Annotated in this window: 16 protein-coding genes; 6 read left to right on the forward strand and 10 right to left on the reverse strand. The window is 61.1% G+C overall.

Annotated features, from left to right (window positions below; all coding sequences use genetic code 11):
- Nucleotides 1-41: 41 nt before the first annotated feature.
- Nucleotides 42-1106, forward strand: coding sequence for a tRNA epoxyqueuosine(34) reductase QueG (gene queG / locus AC1DHT_RS20795; protein ID WP_427543956.1), 1065 nt, complete (start codon nt 42-44; stop codon nt 1104-1106).
- A gap of 11 nt (nt 1107-1117) precedes the next feature.
- Here queG and AC1DHT_RS20800 read toward each other — a convergent pair whose 3' ends face one another.
- Both AC1DHT_RS20800 and orn read right to left on the reverse strand, forming a co-directional pair.
- Nucleotides 1118-1729 carry a trimeric intracellular cation channel family protein gene (locus AC1DHT_RS20800; RefSeq protein ID WP_427543959.1) on the reverse strand — a complete coding sequence of 204 codons (612 nt, stop codon included), beginning with the start codon at nt 1727-1729 and terminating at the stop codon, nt 1118-1120.
- Nucleotides 1730-1927: 198 nt separating this feature from the next.
- Nucleotides 1928-2470 (reverse strand): oligoribonuclease, encoded by a 543-nt coding sequence (gene orn / locus AC1DHT_RS20805; protein WP_103316313.1) that lies wholly within the window; start codon nt 2468-2470, stop codon nt 1928-1930.
- A gap of 107 nt (nt 2471-2577) precedes the next feature.
- On the opposite strand from orn, the gene rsgA reads away from it, so the two are divergent.
- Nucleotides 2578-3609, forward strand: coding sequence for a small ribosomal subunit biogenesis GTPase RsgA (rsgA, locus tag AC1DHT_RS20810; RefSeq protein ID WP_427534275.1), 1032 nt, complete (start codon nt 2578-2580; stop codon nt 3607-3609).
- Nucleotides 3610-3708: 99 nt separating this feature from the next.
- On the opposite strand, the gene motB is transcribed toward rsgA, so the two are convergent.
- Nucleotides 3709-4749, reverse strand: coding sequence for a flagellar motor protein MotB (gene motB, locus AC1DHT_RS20815; protein WP_477761449.1), 1041 nt, complete (start codon nt 4747-4749; stop codon nt 3709-3711).
- Between the two features lie 3 nt (nt 4750-4752).
- Complete coding sequence (motA, locus tag AC1DHT_RS20820) at nt 4753-5604, reverse strand: flagellar motor stator protein MotA (RefSeq protein ID WP_427534273.1); 852 nt, start codon at nt 5602-5604, stop codon at nt 4753-4755.
- 166 nt (nt 5605-5770) lie between these two features.
- Between motA and AC1DHT_RS20825 the strand changes: the two genes are divergently transcribed.
- The 3 genes from AC1DHT_RS20825 to asd are packed head-to-tail and all read left to right on the forward strand — an operon-like array spanning nt 5771 to nt 9047.
- The gene (locus AC1DHT_RS20825) at nt 5771-7309 is read left to right on the forward strand and encodes an HDOD domain-containing protein (protein ID WP_427543967.1); all 1539 of its coding nucleotides are present in this window, start codon (nt 5771-5773) and stop codon (nt 7307-7309) included.
- A 43-nt stretch (nt 7310-7352) separates the two neighbouring features.
- Nucleotides 7353-8168 carry a thiosulfate sulfurtransferase gene (rhdA, locus tag AC1DHT_RS20830; protein WP_427543970.1) on the forward strand — a complete coding sequence of 272 codons (816 nt, stop codon included), beginning with the start codon at nt 7353-7355 and terminating at the stop codon, nt 8166-8168.
- 18 nt (nt 8169-8186) lie between these two features.
- Complete coding sequence (asd, locus tag AC1DHT_RS20835) at nt 8187-9047, forward strand: archaetidylserine decarboxylase (RefSeq protein ID WP_427543973.1); 861 nt, start codon at nt 8187-8189, stop codon at nt 9045-9047.
- Between the two features lie 143 nt (nt 9048-9190).
- Here the strand turns inward: asd and serB are convergent, their stop codons facing one another.
- A complete protein-coding gene (gene serB / locus AC1DHT_RS20840) occupies nt 9191-10405 on the reverse strand; it encodes a phosphoserine phosphatase SerB (RefSeq protein WP_427543976.1) in 1215 nt (404 codons plus the stop codon).
- A gap of 134 nt (nt 10406-10539) precedes the next feature.
- Here serB and AC1DHT_RS20845 point away from each other — a divergent pair, with 134 nt between their 5' ends.
- Nucleotides 10540-12078, forward strand: coding sequence for an AhpA/YtjB family protein (locus AC1DHT_RS20845; RefSeq protein ID WP_427543979.1), 1539 nt, complete (start codon nt 10540-10542; stop codon nt 12076-12078).
- A 233-nt stretch (nt 12079-12311) separates the two neighbouring features.
- On the opposite strand, the gene AC1DHT_RS20850 is transcribed toward AC1DHT_RS20845, so the two are convergent.
- The 5 genes from AC1DHT_RS20850 to AC1DHT_RS20870 form a co-directional block, all read right to left on the reverse strand.
- Nucleotides 12312-13019, reverse strand: a complete 708-nt coding sequence (locus AC1DHT_RS20850) for a PqiC family protein (protein WP_427543982.1) — start codon at nt 13017-13019, stop codon at nt 12312-12314.
- 177 nt (nt 13020-13196) lie between these two features.
- On the reverse strand, nt 13197-15461 hold the full coding sequence (parC, locus tag AC1DHT_RS20855; RefSeq protein WP_427543985.1) for a DNA topoisomerase IV subunit A: 2265 nt from the start codon (nt 15459-15461) through the stop codon (nt 13197-13199).
- Between the two features lie 78 nt (nt 15462-15539).
- Complete coding sequence (locus AC1DHT_RS20860) at nt 15540-16523, reverse strand: esterase-like activity of phytase family protein (RefSeq protein WP_427543988.1); 984 nt, start codon at nt 16521-16523, stop codon at nt 15540-15542.
- Complete coding sequence (gene parE / locus AC1DHT_RS20865; RefSeq protein WP_427543991.1) at nt 16523-18427, reverse strand: DNA topoisomerase IV subunit B; 1905 nt, start codon at nt 18425-18427, stop codon at nt 16523-16525. The genes AC1DHT_RS20860 and parE overlap by 1 nt, the downstream gene beginning before the upstream one ends.
- Nucleotides 18428-18469: 42 nt before the next feature.
- The gene (locus tag AC1DHT_RS20870) at nt 18470-19078 is read right to left on the reverse strand and encodes a YqiA/YcfP family alpha/beta fold hydrolase (protein WP_427543994.1); all 609 of its coding nucleotides are present in this window, start codon (nt 19076-19078) and stop codon (nt 18470-18472) included.
- Nucleotides 19079-19229: the final 151 nt, after the last annotated feature.

Below are 19229 nucleotides of genomic sequence, written 5' to 3' on the forward strand. Positions count from 1 at the left end.
GGCAGAATTATACGCACCTCAGCTCCGGTTTCCCCTGTCTCATGCCTGCAATTACCACAGATCTTCCTGCTCTCGCCCAATCGATCAAAGACTGGGGTCGCGAGTTGGGCTTTCAACAAGTCGGCATCAGTGGTCTGGACCTGGCTGAGCATGAACAACACCTGGAGCGCTGGCTCGAAGCCGGCTACCACGGCGAAATGGACTACATGGGCGCCCACGGCAGCAAACGCTCGCACCCGGAAGAGCTGGTGCCGGGTACGCTGCGGGTGATTTCGCTGCGCATGGACTATCTGCCGGGTGACACTGAAATGGCCAAGCGCCTGGGCCAACCGGAAAAAGCCTACGTCTCGCGCTATGCTCTGGGCCGCGACTATCACAAGCTGATCCGCAAACGCGTGCAGCAATTGGCCGAGAAGATCCAGCAGGTCATCGGCCCCTTCGGCTACAGGGCTTTCGTCGACAGCGCCCCGGTGCTGGAAAAAGCCATCGCCGAACAAGCCGGCCTCGGCTGGATCGGCAAAAACACCCTGGTGCTGAACCGCAAGGCCGGCAGTTACTTCTTTTTGAGCGAACTGTTCGTCGACCTGCCGCTGCCGGTAGACCCGCCTCACAGCACCGAACACTGCGGGCGCTGCACGGCGTGCCTGGACATTTGCCCGACCAATGCCTTTGTCGGCCCCTATGTGCTGGACGCCCGTCGCTGCATTTCGTACCTGACCATCGAGCTGAAAACGGCGATCCCCGAAGACTTGCGGTCGCTGATCGGCAATCGTGTATTCGGTTGCGATGATTGCCAGATCGTTTGCCCGTGGAACCGCTTCGCCCGTCCGTCCGGCGAAAGCGACTTCAAACCGCGACACAACCTCGACAACGCCGAGTTGGCCGAACTGTTCATGTGGGACGAAGACAAATTTCTGAGCAGCACCGAAGGCTCGCCGCTGCGCCGCGCCGGTTATGAACGCTGGCTGCGTAACCTGGCCGTCGGACTTGGCAATGCGCCTTCAACGATTCCGGTACTGGAAGCCCTGAAAGCGCGCGCGGACTATCCGTCAGAGCTGGTGCGCGAGCACGTGGCGTGGGCCCTGAAGCAACACGGACTCTCGTAGGAGCTGTGGTATCAGGCTTCGTCGTTGTAGACGAACTTGGGCATTTCCCAGTGGAAACGAATCGCCAGCAAGCGCAGCAGGAAGCCGCCAAACAAGGTGATCAGGATCGCCTGTTCGCCAGGTAATTGCAGGTAAAGGCAGAGCATGTAGCACCACGCGGCGGCGAACGAGACGCTGGCGTAGAGCTCGCGACGGAAGATCAGCGGGATGTCGTTGCAGAAGATGTCGCGCAAGATGCCGCCGAACACCCCGGTGATCACCCCGCTGACCGACGCCACCAACATACCGTGGCCCGTTTCCAGTGCAATCATGCAGCCGATCAGGGTAAACGCCACCAACCCCAAGGCGTCGAGCACCAGGAACAGCGAACGCAGATGGCGCATCCAGCGTGCGGTAAAGACCGTGAGCATTGCCGCAGCCGAGGTCAACACCAGGTATTCCGGGTGCTTGACCCAGGTCAGCGGGTAGTGCCCGAGCAGCACGTCACGCACCGAACCACCGCCCAGCGCCGTCACGCAGGCGATCAGCACCACGCCAAACCAGTCCATGCCACGCCGACCGGCAGACAACGCGCCAGTCATGGCTTCAGCGGTAATGGCAATCAGGTAGAGCATCAACAACATGGCGGCGGTCCTTACGGGAAGGCGCGCAGTCTACTCAGATCGCCGGGGCACCAAAAGAGGGCGCAGTAGAATCGACCTCCGTTCCATCCCCAGCGGCTGGGCGGACGCCATCGCGAGCAGGCTCGCTCCCACAGGAACAACGCAATCCAGTGTGGGAGCGAGCCTGCTCGCGATGGGGCCGGAACTGGCGTCGCAGGATCAGAACTTGATGAAATGCGTACGATAGTGCTGCAGCTCGGCGATCGATTCGCGGATGTCATCCAGTGCCAGGTGAGTGCTGCCCTTCTTGAAGCTGTCGCGTACGTCCGGAGCCCAGCGTGCGGCCAGTTCCTTCAAGGTCGAGACATCAAGGTTTCGGTAGTGGAAGTAGCTTTCCAGCGCCTTCATGTGCGTATAAAGGAAGCGCCGGTCCTGGCAGATGCTGTTGCCGCAGATCGGCGACGTGCCCTTCGGTACCCACTTTTCCAGGAAGGCGATGGTCTGGGCTTCCGCTTCGGCCATACTGATGCGGCTGTCGCGTACCCGCTGGGTCAGGCCGGAACCGCCGTGTTGACGGGTGTTCCACTCGTCCATGCCCGCCAGGATCTCATCACTGTGGTGGATGGCGATTACCGGGCCTTCGGCCAAGGTGTTGAGATTGCTGTCGGTGACAATGGTGGCCATCTCGATGATGACGTCGGTGTCAGGATTCAGACCGGTCATTTCCAGATCGATCCAAATCAGGTTCTGCGGGTTTTGCATGTGTCGGCTCCTCGGCGTAGGCATGCAGTTTAGCCTAGAGGACTCTCGGGGCGTGCTAAACTMGCGGCCGTTTTACCTAATCGCTGCATTATCCACACGGAACACCCATGGCCAAACGCCAACTCAATCGTCGTCAAAACTGGCGCATCGAAAAGATTCAAGGTGAGCGCGCTGCCCGCGCCGCCAAACGCGAATCCTCCGCCGTAGAAGCGCTCGAGGGCGGTGACCTTGGCCCCGAGCAGACCGGCCTGGTGATCGCTCACTTCGGCGTTCAGGTCGAGGTCGAAGCCCGTGACGGTGAACTCGCCGGCCAGGTGTTCCGCTGCCATTTGCGGGCCAACCTGCCTGCGCTGGTGACCGGCGACCAGGTGGTCTGGCGCGCCGGCAACCAGGGCATCGGCGTGATCGTCGCGCAATTGCCGCGTAAAACCGAACTGTGCCGTCCAGACAGCCGTGGCCAGCTCAAGCCGGTAGCAGCCAACGTCGACATGATCGTGATCGTCTTCGCCCCGCTGCCCGAGCCTCACGCCAACCTGATCGACCGTTACCTGGTCGCCGCCGAACACGCCGGTATTCGCCCGCTGCTGTTGCTCAACAAGTTCGACCTGATCGACGAGCAGAACGCCCCGGCGCTGAATGCCTTGCTGGCAGTCTACCGCACGCTGGGTTACCCGGTGCTGGAAGTCTCGGCCCATCACGGCAACGGCATGGAGCAGTTGCAGAAGCAACTGGACGGGCACATCAGTGTGTTCGTTGGTCAGTCCGGCGTCGGCAAGTCCTCGCTGGTCAACAGCCTGCTGCCGGAAGTCGAAACCCGTGTCGGTCCGTTGTCCGAGCTGTCCGGCCAGGGCACCCACACCACCACCACCGCGCGGTTGTTCCACTTCCCCGGCGGCGGCGAGCTGATCGACTCCCCGGGTATTCGGGAATTCGGCCTGGGCCACGTCAGCCGTGCCGACGTCGAAGCCGGTTTCATCGAGTTCAACGACTTGATCGGCACCTGCCGCTTCCGTGACTGCAAGCACGACCGCGAACCCGGTTGCGCCCTGCTCAAGGCACTGGAAGAAGGCCGCGTGCAACAGCAGCGCATGAACAGCTACCGCTCGATCATCGCCAGCTTGCCTGAAACCAGTTATTAACCAGAGCGCTCAGCAGCCCCCGACACTGAAGGTTGCTGACCGCCCACTGGCGCATCGACAGACAATAAAAAGCCGCGATTATCGCGGCTTTTTATTGGGTCACTGCTTGGGAGGCCCGGCCGGTTTGGCCGGGTCGCCGGCTTTCGGCGCCGGGTTGTCGAACAGGTTCAAGCGTTCCCGAAGCTCATGTGCCGGCAGGGGTTCCTTGTCCGCCGGCAAGGCATTCGGATCGGCAGGTAYGGCAGGCACTTCACCCGGAGCGCCCTGCCCTGGTGCTGGTGTCGGTTCCGCGCCTTGCTCACCCTCGATGGCGCGCTGGGCCTTCTTGGTCAGCACGACGATGTCGATGCGGCGGTTGACCGGATTGAGCGGATTTTTACGATCGAACAACGTCGACGAAGCGTAACCCACCACTCGCGCCACTTGCTGTTCCGGATAGCTGCCTGCGACCAGCGCCCGGCGAGCGGCGTTGGCACGGTTGGCCGAAAGCTCCCAGTTGCCGAATTCACCGGTGCCCGCATAAGGCTTGGCGTCGGTGTGGCCACCGATGCTGATCTTGTTCGGCACCGCTTTGATGGTGTCGGCCATGGCCAGCAGAATGTCTTCGAAGTACGGCTTCAAGCGTGCACTGCCGGAGTCGAACATCGGCCGGTTTTCGGAGTCGATGATCTGGATGCGCAAACCATCCGGGGTGATTTCGAAAAGAATCTGATCCTTGAACTTCTGCAGTTGCGGGTTCTCTTCGACCTTGTTCTGCAACTCTTGCAGCAACAGCTCCAGACGCTCGTGCTCGACCTGTTCGGCCATGCCTTCAACCTGCTCGGTATCGACGGTGACCTTGTCCGGTTGCGGCTGGGACTTGACCTCGGGATTGAGGGTTTTCTCCGGCGCCAGCACCGGCGTGCCGCCCAGGTCGATAATGAACGGCGTACCGCTTTCAGAGAAGCCGATCGGGTCCTTGAAGTAACCGGCGATGGCGATCTTCTGTTCTGGCGTGGCGGTGGATAACAGCCACAACACCAGGAAGAACGCCATCATCGCCGTCGCGAAGTCAGCGAAGGCGATTTTCCACGCGCCCCCGTGATGCCCGCCGGCGTAGCGCTTGACGCGCTTGATGATTATCGGCTGATTATTCTCCATGACTTAACGACCGCGAACCGCTTGTTCCAGCTCAGCGAAGCTCGGACGGTGTGCCGGGTACAGAACCTTGCGCCCGAACTCCACCGCCAGCGATGGCGGCATGCCAGAAGCCGAAGCCACCAGCGAAGCCTTGATGGCTTCGTAGATGTTCAGCTCTTCCTTGGCATCGTGAGCCAGGGAGTGCGCCAGCGGACCGAAGAAACCGTAGGCCGCGAGAATACCGAAGAAGGTACCGACCAGCGCGGCACCTACGTGCAGACCGATGGACTTCTGATCGCCCTCACCCAGCGAGGCCATGGTCACCACGATACCCAGTACCGCCGCAACGATACCGAAGCCGGGCATGGCATCGGCGATACCGTTGACCGCGTGGGAGGGGTGTTCGAGGTCCTCCTTGAGGCTGAACAGCTCCATGTCGAACAGACCCTCAAGCTCATGCGGCGCCATGTTGCCGGACGACATGATGCGCAAGTAATCGCAGATGAACGCGGTCATGCGGTCATCTTTGAGAACCGCCGGGTACTTGGCAAAAATCGGGCTGGCAGCAGCGTCTTCGATATCGCCCTCAATGGCCATCATGCCTTCGCGACGGCTCTTGTTGAGGATCTCGTAGATCAGGCCCAGCACCTCCAGGTAGAAGGTGTGATTGAAACGCGAACTGAACATGCCCAAGGATTTCTTGAGCACGTGTTTCGTCATGTGGCCGGGGTTGGCCTGAAGGAATGCACCCAGCGCCGCACCGCCGATGATCATCACCTCGAAAGGCTGAATCAGGGCGGCAATCTTGCCGTGGGAAAGCACGTATCCGCCGAGCACGCTCGCGAATACGACGATGATGCCGATAATTTTAGCCATAGGTAGAAGGTACTTACTTAAGTCGGGTTCAAGGTCATATTCGGAAGTTAAAAAATCTCTTCTTCTACTTATCGGCAAAACTGCGCCAGACTATAGCCAGTTAAGGCGAAAAGCTAATTTGGCCCACTCCGGGCGTGTTTAATGCAGACGATGATCGCGCCCAACCATGGCTAATGAAACGACCGTTCCAACTGCCAGACCGACCACACTCGAAAGCTGGGTCAAGCTGCTCGACGGCGTGACCTTGCCCGTGCCGCGAGCCAGCCATGATCGCGTCTGCAAGGCAATCGCCGACAATCGCAGCTCGTTGCGCGATATTGCCGAACTGATGCAGGGCAGCCCGGCCCTGGCCCTCAGCGTCATCCGCGAAGCCAATCGCCACACCCTCGGCAGTATGAGCGAGCCCAGCGAGAACCTGGAAGTGGCGATCAATCGCCTCGGTCTCAAGCGCACCGAAGAACTGCTCGCGCGCCTGCCCGCCCTGCCCGAGAACGAAATCCCGCCGGCCCTGCGCCAACTCCAATTGATAAGCCTGCACGCGACCCAACAGGCCAACGGTTTTTTTGCCAGTCGCCTGGCGCGGCTCTGGCAGGACATCCACTGGGGTAGCCTGCTGTTCCTCTCGCCGTTCTGGCCACTGGCCCTGACCTTCCCGCAGTTGCTGGAAGACTGGGAACTGCGGGTCCTGCACAAGCATGAGCCAGCAGGCAAGGTCGAAAAAGAACTGTTCGGCGTACGCCTGCTGGAACTCGGCCAGGCACTGGTGGACGTCTGGCGTCTGCCAATCTGGGTAGGACAAGGCTATCGATTGCTGCTGGATGAGCAACGCGAACTGGCGAAAGTCGTGCATATCGCCCGCGATGCCGATCACCCGTTGCGCCAGCAAAACCGACTTGATGACGACCCGACCCTGCGCCGCTGGCTCAATCAACCCGCCAACACGGTATTGCTGGCCAACGGTCTGGCGTTATCGGCGCAGCAAGCCTGGAGCAGCCCTCACTGCCTGCGCTGGCAGTTTCTGACCAGCCTCTACCTGCAAATGCCGATGGACGAGGTCCAGCAGCAACTGCACCAGCAAGCGGCACTCAGCGCCCGTAACCACGCCATGCCGGACCTTTGGCATCCCGCCGGAGCATTGCTCTGGCCGTGGGACGAGCGGCGTCTTCATCGCGGCCAGCTTCCGGCGCCCGCCCCCACCGCCGAAGACCTGACCAAGTGGCGCAAGCAATGCGCAGAACTGCTGGCGGAGCCGAGCCGCTTTACCAACGCCATGCACCTGACCACCTCCGCACGGGATGCGCTGGCTGCCTGCGGCATGCGTCGGGTGATGATTCTGATGGCTGATCGCACGCACAGCCAATTGCGCGTGCACCAGATTCACGGCCTGCCTAAAGAAGCCGCGACGCTGAACTTTGTGGTCAGCCAGAGCACCGTGCTGCAACGCCTGCTCTCGCAACAGGCTCAGGTGCGGCTGACGCCAGCCAACAACGCACAGTTTTCAGCCTTGCTGCCTGCCAGCCTGCGGGCACTGTTCGGCGGCGAGCACCTGCTGCTGCGCTCACTGGTCAACAATGGCCGGGTGATCATGCTGGTCGTGGCGGATCAGGGCGGCGGTCCCTTTTCGGAAATCACCGTGCAAGCCTTTGGTAAAACCGCACAGTGCATCGAAAAGGCCCTGCACAGCTTTACCAACCGCGGCCAGTAGTTCCTGCGCTACAATCCTCCCCTTTGTGCTCTGGAGACCTCACATGTCTGACTTCTCTGGCTTGTCGCTGGTGATCGAGCCGAGCGACCTGCTCACCCGTCTCGATGCTCGCGAACTGATTCTGGTCGACCTGACCAGCAGCGCCCGCTACGCCGAAGGCCACATTCCCGGCGCGCGCTTCGTCGACCCCAAACGGACTCAACTGGGTCATCCGCCAGCGCCGGGTCTGCTGCCGTCACAGGCCGCGCTTGAAGCCCTGTTCGGCGAACTGGGGCATAACCCGGACGCGGTCTACGTGGTCTACGACGACGAAGGTGGTGGCTGGGCCGGGCGTTTCATCTGGCTGCTGGACGTCATTGGCCACAGCAACTACCACTATGTGGACGGCGGTCTGCTGGCCTGGCTGGCAGAAGGCTTGCCGGTGTCGACCGAGGTTCCCGCGGCTGTCGGCGGCCCGGTTGCACTGACCTTGCACGACGAGCCCACCGCCACCCGCGAATACCTGCAAAGCCGTCTCGGCGCCGCCGACCTGGCGATCTGGGACGCACGCGGGCCGCTGGAATATTCCGGTGAGAAAGTCCTCGCCGCCAAGGGCGGACACATCCCCGGCGCAGTCAATTTCGAATGGACCGCCGGCATGGACAAGGCGCGTAACCTGCGCATCCGCAGCGACATGCCGCAAATCCTCGAACAGCTCGGGATCAGCAAAGACAAAGAAGTGATTACCCACTGCCAGACCCACCATCGTTCTGGCTTCACCTATCTGGTGGCCAAGTCACTCGGTTATCCGCGGGTCAAAGGCTACGCCGGCTCCTGGGGCGAATGGGGCAATCACCCTGACACGCCCGTAGAGATTTAAGTTTTTTTAAGGAAAGTTATGAATAAGCGTTTGTTTATCCTCAGCCAGTACCTGCTGCCTCATCACCTGCTGTCGCGTCTGGCCGGCTGCATTGCCGAATGCCGCGTGCGCTGGTTCAAGAACGCCTTCACCGCCTGGTTCGCCAAGCGTTATCAGGTGGACATGTCGCAAGCGCTGGTCGAGGACCTGACCGCTTACGAACACTTCAACGCGTTCTTCACCCGCGCGTTGAAAGACGGCGCACGCCCGCTGGACCAGACCCCGGGCGCAATCCTCAGCCCGGCCGACGGCGCCGTCAGTCAGCTCGGCCCAATCGAGCACGGTCGGGTGTTCCAGGCCAAGGGCCACAGTTTCAGCGTGCTGGAATTGCTCGGCGGTGATACGGCAAACGCGGCGCCGTTCATGGGCGGTGATTTCGCCACTATTTACCTGTCGCCCAAAGACTACCATCGCGTCCACATGCCGCTGGCCGGTACCCTGCGCGAAATGGTCTACATCCCGGGCCGGATCTTCTCGGTCAACCAGACCACCGCGGAAAACGTTCCGGAGCTGTTCGCCCGTAACGAACGCGTCGCGTGCATCTTCGACACCGAGCGCGGGCCAATGGCTGTGGTATTGGTCGGTGCGATGATCGTTGCTTCGATCGAAACCGTCTGGGCCGGGCTGGTAACGCCGCCCAAGCGCGAACTGAAAACCTTCCGCTACGACGAAGCTGCCCGCGCGCCGATTCACCTGGAAAAAGGTGCCGAGCTGGGTCGCTTCAAGCTGGGTTCGACGGCGGTTGTGCTGTTTGGCCCGAATCAAGTGAAGTGGGCTGAAGAGCTGGCGGCTGGCTCGCCGGTACAAATGGGCCAAGGCATGGGCTTGCCGAAAGCCTGATCTGCACACAGATCCAATGTGGGAAATGTGGGAGCGAGCCTGCTCGCGATTCAGGCACCGCGGTCTATCTGATAAACCGCGGCGATACAATCGCGAGCAGGCTCGCTCCCACAAAGGCCTGCATTCACTCAGGCCTCGTGGTGTTAAAGCTGACCGTCGCGGTCCCTGAAGCCCAGCAGATACAGCACGCCATCCAGACCCAGGGTCGAAATCGCCTGCTTGGCCGACTGCTTGACCAGCGGCTTGGCACGGAACGCCACCCCCAGACCCGCAATCGCCAGCATCGGCAAATCGTTGGCACCATCGCCGACGGCAATGGTCTGCTCCAGACGCAAGCCTTCCTTGTGCGCCAGTTCACGCAGCAAATCGGCTTTGCGCTGTGCATCGACAATCGGCTCGACAGCCACGCCGGTCACTTTGCCGTCGACCACTTCCAGTTCATTGGCGAACACGTAGTCGATGCCCAGCTTGGCTTGCAGCTGTTTGGCAAAGTAAGTGAAGCCGCCCGACAGAATGGCCGTCTTGTAGCCCAGGCGCTTGAGTTCGGCGAACAAGGTTTCAGCACCTTCGGTCAGGCGCAGGGAAGCCCCGATCGAGTCCAGCACGCTGACGTCCAGCCCTTTGAGCAAGGCCAGGCGTTCCTTGAAGCTGGCGCGAAAATCCAGTTCGCCGGCCATCGCCCGCTCGGTAATTTCCGACACCTTCTCGCCCACCCCGGCGGCCTTGGCCAGCTCGTCGATGACTTCGGCCTCGATCAGAGTCGAATCCATGTCGAACACCGCCAGACGCCGGTTGCGGCGGAACAGCGAATCTTCCTGGAAGGCGATATCGACGTTCAGCTCCTGGGCCACGCTGAGGAATTCGGCACGCAGGGCCTGCGGATCGGCCGCTTCGCCGCGCACGGAAAACTCAATGCAGCCCTTGCCCTTGTCGGCCGGAGTGTCCAGCGGCATACGCCCGGACAGACGGTCGATGTGATCGATGTTCAGCCCGTATTTGGCGGTGATCGAGCTCACGCGCTGCAACTGCTCGGCCGTCACTTTGCGGGTCAGCAAGGTCACAATGTGGCGTTTCTTGCCTTGGGCGCCGACCCATTGCTGGTAATCCTCTTCGGAGACCGGCGTGAAACGCACCTGCTGCCCCAGCTCGTAGGCCTTGAACAGGATGTCCTTGAGCACCGACGAACCCTGTTTGGTGTCGGGAATTTCAACCAGGATGCCGAACGACAACGTGTCGTGGATCACCGCCTGACCGATGTCGAGAATGTTCACACCACCCTGGGCCAGTACACCGGTAATGGCCGCAGTCAGACCCGGACGGTCGACTCCCGTGATGTTTATCAGGACGATTTCGCGCAAGGCGCACCCCCGCAAGTGGAAAAAAACCGCATTCTACCCACTTTCAGTGACCATCGGGCACAGCGAGCGCTTTGCCGGTCTGGGGCCTGTCGCTATACTGCGCCTCAACTTCACGGACAAAAGAGCCGAGCTCAGTGAACCGGCCTACGCCAGTCAAAACCGATAACTTCTTTCTGCTGATCTTCCGGGCACTGCGCCATCGCCGTGTACCGATTGCATTGCGCATTGCCAGCCATAACGTGATCCTGGTCGCATTGGCCCTGGTGATCTACGCCTGCGTGATGGGTCTGCAGTTCAAACAGGCCATGCACGAGCAAGCGGATGCCCTCGGCCAGAGCCTGACCACCCAGACAGCGATGTCGGCAACCGAGCTGTTGGTGTCCAACGACATCCTCAGCCTCAACGTGTTGCTGAACAACCTGACCAAGAACCCGTTGGTGGCTCACGCGGCTATTTATAGCGTGGACAACCGGATTCTCGCCGAGGCCGGACAGCGCCCCAAGCATGGCTTGCTGGGCGAAGCCGAAGGCATGTACGAGAGCAAGATCACCTTTCAGGACGTGACCGCCGGTCAACTGCGGATCAGCCTGGACATGGCGCAGTTCCAGCAGCCAATGACCATCAGCCTGCAAAGCATGGGCATTCTCAGCGCGATCCTGCTGGCGTTGTCCCTGGCCCTGAGCTTGCGCCTGGGTCGGCACATCTCCACACCGCTGCTGCAATTGCGGGTGTGGCTGCGTGACATTGACGAACACACTCCGGCGACTCAGCGCCAGGACGAAATCGGTGACCTGGCCCGCCAGCTCCACAGCAGTTATGCACCTGAAAAGGTCGAGCCTGAACCCGAGCCAGAGCCTGAGTTCGACGATTTCGAAGACACTGAAGAGGCCGAGCCGACCTTCGAAGTGCGTAATCTGCGCGATCCGAGCTTCGACGAAAGTGCTCCGCTGGCTGGCCTGAAACCGGCGACACGGCATGTGGTCAACGCTGAAGAAGACGAACTGGACGAAGAAGATCCGTTTGCCGACCTGCGCGACACCGCCGTCGCTACGCCGGTTGCCAAGCCGCAACCCAAGCCTGCTGCCCCGGCGCAACCACAGCACAGCGCGGTATTGGCGGTGCAGCTGGGTGCTCAGGATCAACTGCGTCGCTTGCCGCGGGCACGCCTGACCGAACTGCTGGAGCGTTATCGCGACTGCCTGGACCAGGCGGCTTCGCTGTATGAAAGCGAACTGCACACCCTGAACGATGGCAGCACGCTGATGCTGTTCCACAGTGAAGACAGCGGCGACGACTACCTGACCAACGCCATCTGCTGTGGTGAGTTGCTGCGTGCGCTCGGCCACCAGTTGCAGATCGAAGTCGCCGACAGCGGCATCACCCTGCAATTGCAGCTGGGCCTGACCTTGGGCGATGGGCTCTTCGGCCTCAGCCAGATTGATCTGCTGCTGACCGAAACCGCTCAGGATGCGCTCGCATTGTCCCAGCACAGCCGAAACCTGCTGCTGGTGGAGCGCAAGATCAGCGACGACGTACTGATCCGCCAGCGTGCGCGGATCCGCCCAATCGCCAGCCCTGAAGGCGCTTGCTGCGTCGAACGGTTGATGGAGCCTTACCCGTCGATGCTGGAGCGGCAACTGGCGCGCATGCATGAGACGCGCGCCAAGAGCTGAACCCGGCCGCGAACCCAAAAGCCCGCAGACGAGTGATTGTCTGCGGGCTTTTTTGTCGTCTGTTCCGGCCTCATCGCGAGCAGGCTCGCTCCCACATTTGATCTAGATCGCTCCCAAATCCACTGTGGGAGCGAGCCTGCTCGCGATGAGGCCGGGAGCAGCGCTAGAGTTTCCCAACCTGCAGAAACAACAAAGCCCGCATCAACGCGGGCTTTGTCTGTACGGCATTCACCTTAGAACCTGAACACTTCCATGTCAGTGCGAATCGGTGAAGCCATCGGGATCTTCGGTTTCTCCGGTTCTGCCGGCGCCGCTGGTTTGGACGCAGGTTTACGCGGTGCTTCGACAACCGGCGGCTGATTGGCCAGCGGCTTGAGCGCGACCGACAGTTGCTCGGCCAAACGCTGCAGCAATATGCCCTGGGCCTGTACCTGAGCCGCCGTACCACTGGCGTGTGGCTCTTGCAGATGAATGATGCGGTTGTCACGCACCTGGCCACGACGATCGATCAAACGCCACTGGGCATCGAGGATCGCCGGTTGCGACTCACCCGAATCCAGGCGTGTGATCGACAGCAAAACCTGTACATCCGGGGTGAAACCCAAGGTCGCCGGCGCCAGCACTACGCGCTGGCTGTCCAGATGGCCGGCCACCTGACGCAATAAAAGCTGGTTGATGTCCGAAGACAGGCTGCCTGCCCAACGACCGTCGGTGGACGCTTGCAGGCTGCCATCAGGCTGACGCTGCAGCAGGGTTTCACGTTGCAGGTAATCGGCAATCGATACCGGACCCAACAAAACCGCCATGCCCGCGCTTTGCGCAGGCTGAGCCGGACTTCCGCTGTCCAGCTGATACAGCGACACCGGCTGGTGAACGCTGCAACCCGCCAGGCCAAATACGCCAGCGAGCAACAAAAATAGAGGAAGGCGCAGAACAGTCATCATCCCATCCAAGTGACGGCCAACAGGCCGGCCACAGTGAAAAATACTCAACCAATATGAAGAACGCAGGACCACGCCCACGTTTGAAAGGCCATATCATCCGTGAATATGGCTTCCGACTCCAGCGCGAAAGCATCGATCTACGGGTTAAATCGTAGATCGAGCCCCCAGGAGCGCTTAATTGAGAGTTTCTACCAACAGTGCATCGACACGCTGAAAGCCCCGTGGCAGCTTGTTGCCACGGCGTCCGCGCTCACCTTTATAGTGTTCGAGGTCATCGGCTTTAAGCGACAGCGTGCGTTTACCCGCCTGCAATACCAGGGTCGCACCTTCCGGCAATACCGCGATGTCGGTGACATATTCCTCGCGACTGGCCACACGTTCGCCGGAGATACCGATGATCTTGTTGCCTTTGCCCTTGCCCAGTTGCGGCAGATCGCTGATTTTGAAAATCAGCAGGCGACCTTCGGTGGTCACCGAGGCCAACCAGTTGTGCTCACGGTCAGCGACCGGACGCGGCAGAATCACCTTGGCGTTGTTCGGCAGGCTCAACAGCGCCTTGCCAGCCTTGTTCTTGGCTTGCAGGTCTTCACCCTTGACCACGAAACCGTAACCGGCGTCCGAGGCGATGACGTACAGCCCATCGTCTTCAGGCATCAACACGCATTCGAAGGTCGCGCCGGGCGGCGGCGTCAGACGCCCCGTCAGCGGCTCACCCTGACCACGAGCTGACGGCAGCGTGTGCGCCGGCACCGAATAACTGCGACCAGTGGAGTCGATGAACACCGCAAACTGGTTGGAACGACCGGCTGCCGCGGTCTTGAAGCCGTCCCCGGCCTTGTACGAAAGCCCGGTGGCGTCGATGTCGTGGCCCTTGGCCGAACGCACCCAGCCTTTCTCGGACAACACCACGGTGACCTTTTCGTTCGGCAGCAGATCGTGCTCGGTCAGCGCTTTGGCTTCGGCACGCTCGACAATCGGCGAGCGACGGTCGTCGCCATAGGTTTCGGCGTCTTTGATCAGCTCGCTGCGTACCAGCTTCTTCAGCTTGGCTTCGCTGCCCAGCAAGGCTTGCAGCTTGGCTTGTTCCTTGAGCAGTTCATCCTGCTCATCGCGCAGCTTCATTTCTTCGAGTCGCGCCAACTGACGCAGGCGAGTATCGAGAATGTAATCGGCCTGGATTTCGCTCAGGGCGAAGCGCTCGATCAGCTTGGCTTTCGGGTGTTCCTCGGTACGGATGATGTGGATCACTTCATCCAGGTTGAGGTACGCGATCAGCAAGCCGTCCAACAGGTGCAGGCGACGCTCGACCTTGTCCAGGCGAAATTGCAGGCGGCGGCGTACGGTCTGGACCCGGAACTCCAGCCATTCCACCAGCAACGCCCGCAGGTTCTTCAGCTGCGGCTTGCCATCCAGGCCAATGATGTTGATGTTGACCCGGTAGCTCGACTCCAGCTCGGTGCTGGCGAACAGGTGCTGCATCAACGCCTCATGATCGACCCGGCTGTTGACCGGAATGATCACGATACGGCATGGGTTCTCGTGGTCCGACTCATCGCGCAGGTCCGCCACTTGCGGCGCCTTGGACGGCTTGGCCTGCATCATCGCGGCAATCTGTTCCAGCACTTTGGCGCCGGAGACCTGGTGCGGCAATGCGGTGACGACAATGTCGCCGTCTTCGATGTGGTACACGGCGCGCATGCGCACCGAACCGCGACCGGTTTCGTAGATTTTCAGCAGGTCGGCGCGCGGCGTGATGATTTCCGCTTCGGTCGGATAATCCGGGCCCTGGATGTGCTCACAGAGCTGCTCGACCGTGGCTTTCGGTTCATCGAGCAAACGCACGCAAGCCGTGGCGACTTCCCGCAGGTTGTGCGGCGGAACGTCGGTGGCCATCCCCACGGCGATGCCGGTGGTGCCGTTGAGCAGGATGTTCGGCAAACGTGCCGGCAATACCAGCGGCTCGTCGAGGGTGCCGTCGAAGTTCGGGCCCCAATCCGCCGTGCCCTGGCCCAGTTCGCTGAGCAGCACTTCGGAATAACGCGACAGGCGCGCTTCGGTGTAACGCATGGCGGCGAAGGATTTCGGATCGTCCGGCGCACCCCAGTTACCCTGCCCGTCCACCAGCGTGTAGCGGTAGCTGAACGGCTGGGCCATCAGCACCATGGCTTCGTAGCACGCGGAGTCACCGTGTGGGTGGAACTTGCCGAGTACGTCACCGACCGTACGCGCGGATTTCTTGTGCTTGGAGTCAGCGTCCAGCCCCAACTCGCTCATGGCGTAGATGATACGCCGCTGCACAGGTTTCAAGCCGTCGCCGATGTGCGGCAAAGCTCGGTCCATGATCACGTACATGGAGTAGTTGAGGTAGGCATTTTCGGTGAAGTCGGCCAGTGAGCGGCGTTCAACGCCGTCCAGGCTGAGATCCAGGGAGTCGCTCATGCGGGCCTCATCAGTTCGTTGTCTGGCGCAGCAACAAGGTGCCACTGCGCTGGGTAAATTCAAGTGTTTTCAGGACGATCACAACTTGGCGCTCCAGCCACCTTGCGGTGCGGCAAAGCGCCAGACTATCGGCCGGGCTTCGCCGTCCGCGCGGGCACCGTTGTTGTTGTCGATGCCGATCCAGGCGCCATCGGCATCGACCACCAGGGCTTCGGCCAGACCGTAGGGCTGTGAATAACGTCGATGTTCCTGCAAGGCTTCAGCCGCAAATGACCAGCAACGCTCGACCTTGGCGCTCAGCGCATCGCGACGACAGATTTGAAAAGCGTTGCGCTCCAGGGTGAAGAGCTTGCCGTTGAACAGTGCCAGGTCCGCAAAATCCTTGGATACCGGCTTGGCGTTGGGAAATGGCGCGGGCTGCATTTCCTTGCCAGCTTCGCTCAACAGCACACAGCTGCCGTCACAGTCCCAGACGGTCTGTTGGCGCTTGATCAGCAACAAACCACGCCGCTCGCGCTCGGCCGCCAGCCATAGCTGATCACCTTGCGGACTGATCGCCAGCCCTTCGAACAGCGCGTTGAAGTGCAGCAACATGCCACTGGCTCGCGCTTCGCGAACCATGATCGGTGAAATTCTCAGCCACGCGGCGGGCCCCTGTACCGGCACTTGCAGCACCGCAGCTTGGGCTTCACTGACAATGTAGCGGTTACCGGCCTTGTCGCAGGTGATCCCCTCGAAGTCGAGGTTTCCACCGCGTACGAACGATGCCGCCCAGGTACGCGACTTCAGCCCCCAGGGCAACCCGCTGTCAGGCACTGGCGGCACATTGATGCGCACGGTTTCGGCCTGCCAGACGCGCTCGCTGCTATCGAGCCGGTAGATCTGGTCATCATCACGATCGGAAACCGCCCACAGGTCTTTGCCGCATTGCGCCAGCCCCGACAGGTTACCGCCGCGCATGCCGTCCACGGCATGCTCGGCAACCAGCGTCAGTTCCGGCGCAGGCTCCGCCGCAACGGCGGACGCCAACAGCAGCAACGCGAGGGCGAAACCGCTCCGCATCAACCCAGAACCTCGGCCAGATTGCCTTTGGACTCCAGCCAGGACTTGCGGTCGCCGGCGCGTTTTTTCGCCAGCAGCATGTCCATCATTTCCGAGGTGGCTTCGAAATCATCCAGCGTCAGTTGCACCAGACGTCGAGTGTTCGGGTCCATGGTGGTTTCGCGCAGTTGCGGCGGGTTCATTTCACCCAGCCCCTTGAATCGGGTGACCTGCGGCTTGCCGCGTTTCTTCTCGGCCACCAAACGATCGAGAATGCCATCGCGCTCGGCTTCATCGAGGGCGTAGTAAATCTCTTTGCCGAGGTCGATACGGTACAGCGGCGGCATCGCCACGTAGACGTGGCCGGCATCCACCAGCGGACGGAAGTGCTGGACGAACAAGGCACACAGCAAGGTCGCGATGTGCAGACCGTCGGAGTCGGCGTCGGCGAGGATGCAGATCTTGCCGTAACGCAGCTGGCTCATGTCCGCAGCGCCCGGATCGACACCAATGGCCACGGCAATGTTGTGCACTTCCTGGCTGGCCAGCACTTCGCTGCCGTCGACTTCCCAGGTGTTCAGAATCTTCCCGCGCAGCGGCAGGATCGCCTGGAACTCTTTGTCCCGCGCTTGCTTGGCCGAACCGCCGGCGGAATCACCTTCCACCAGGAACAGCTCGGAACGCATCGGGTCCTGCCCGGCGCAATCGGCGAGCTTGCCCGGCAAGGCCGGCCCTTGGGTAATGCGTTTGCGCTCGACCTTTTTGCTGGCCTTCAAACGGCGGCCAGCGTTGTTGATCGCCAGCTCAGCCAGTTGCAGGCCCAACTCGGGATTCGCGTTGAGCCACAGGCTGAAGGCGTCCTTGACCACGCCGGAAACAAACGCCGCCGCCTCGCGGGACGACAGTCGTTCTTTGGTCTGGCCGGAGAACTGCGGTTCCTGCATTTTCATCGACAGGACGAAGGCAATGCGTTCCCAGACGTCTTCCGGTGCCAGCTTCACGCCACGCGGCAGCAGGTTGCGGAACTCGCAGAACTCACGCATGGCGTCGAGCAAACCCTGACGCAGACCGTTGACGTGAGTACCGCCCTGGGCCGTCGGGATCAGGTTGACGTAGCTTTCCTGCACGCTGTCGCCACCTTCAGGCAGCCACAGCAGCGCCCAGTCGACCGCTTCTTTATTACCGGCCAGGCTGCCGCAGAAGGGTTCGTCGGGCAGACGCTCGAATTCACTGACCGCGTCTACCAGGTAGGAACGCAGACCGTCTTCGTAATGCCATTCGACTTTTTCGCCGGTGGCCTTGTCTTCAAAGCTGACCAGCAGCCCCGGGCACAACACGGCCTTGGCCTTGAGTACGTGCTTGAGACGGCTGATGGAAAATTTCGGTGAGTCGAAGTATTTCGGGTCCGGCGAGAAGTACACGCTGGTCCCGGTGTTGCGCTTGCCAACGGTGCCGACGATTTCCAGGTCGGTGGCTTTGTAGCCATCGGCGAAGGTCATCTGGTACTCGTTGCCATCGCGTTTGACGCGCACCCGGACCTGGGTCGACAGGGCGTTGACCACCGAAATACCCACCCCGTGCAAACCGCCGGAGAACTGGTAGTTCTTGTTCGAGAACTTGCCGCCGGCGTGCAGCTTGGTGAGGATCAGCTCGACGCCCGAGACGCCCTCTTCGGGGTGAATGTCCACCGGCATGCCACGGCCGTCATCGCTGACTTCCAGGGAGTGGTCGGCGTGGAGAATGACCTGCACCGATGTCGCATGCCCGGCCAAGGCTTCGTCGACACTGTTGTCGATGACTTCCTGGGCAAGGTGGTTCGGCCGACTGGTGTCGGTGTACATGCCGGGGCGTTTGCGCACCGGGTCGAGGCCCGAGAGGACTTCGATGGCGTCTGCGTTATAAGAGCTAGCGCTGGGAGTGGCCATGGGGTCTCGTCGTCAGTCGTTCATGAAAATAGGGGCGAAGGTTCACAGTGCTGTGAAATCGATCGCCTGGTACACATCTGCGCCGATGCCGGCAAAACTCAACAGAGCCGGTAATTGCCCGGCGAATCCTTGGAAACTATGGTCGCCGCCAGCCTGGATACGCAAGGCACAGGCTCGGTAATACTGCTGGGCGAGGCGATAGTCCAGCGTTTCGTCCCCGGTTTGCAACCACACCTGAAACCGCTGCGGGTCTTGGGGCGCCGGCACTTCCAGCTCGGCCAGGGCCGTCACGTGGTCGTGGGTCAATTCCCAGGTCTCTTCGGTATACAGGTTTTTCTGCGTGCCCAGGTATCCGTCGAACATCCGGTGCGGGCTGACGGCAGGGTTGATCAACAGGGCCTTGAGGCCATGGCGCTCGGCAAGGTGAGTGGCATAGTAGCCGCCGAGGGAGCTGCCGACCAGCAGTGGCCGCCCCAGCCTGGCAATCGCCTGTTCCAGCTGACCGATGGCCTCGCGCGGATGGTGATGCAAGGCCGGCACCTGCAACTGGTCGCCCAGACCCAGACGATCCATCACGTCGACCAGCTGACAGGCCTTTTTCGACGCGGGTGCGCTGTTGAAACCGTGGATATAGAGGATCGAACCAGACATGCGAGCTCCCTGTGAGGCGGGCAAAGATGCCGCAGTTTACAGGGAGTCGGGCGGATCGGGGACATCCACAGAAATCAGGCCCTCTTTAAGGACGCCATCGCGAGCAGGCTCGCTCCCACAGTGGATCTGCGGTGAGCACACCATTTGTGAA

This window comes from Pseudomonas sp. 05N432, assembly GCF_056396945.1.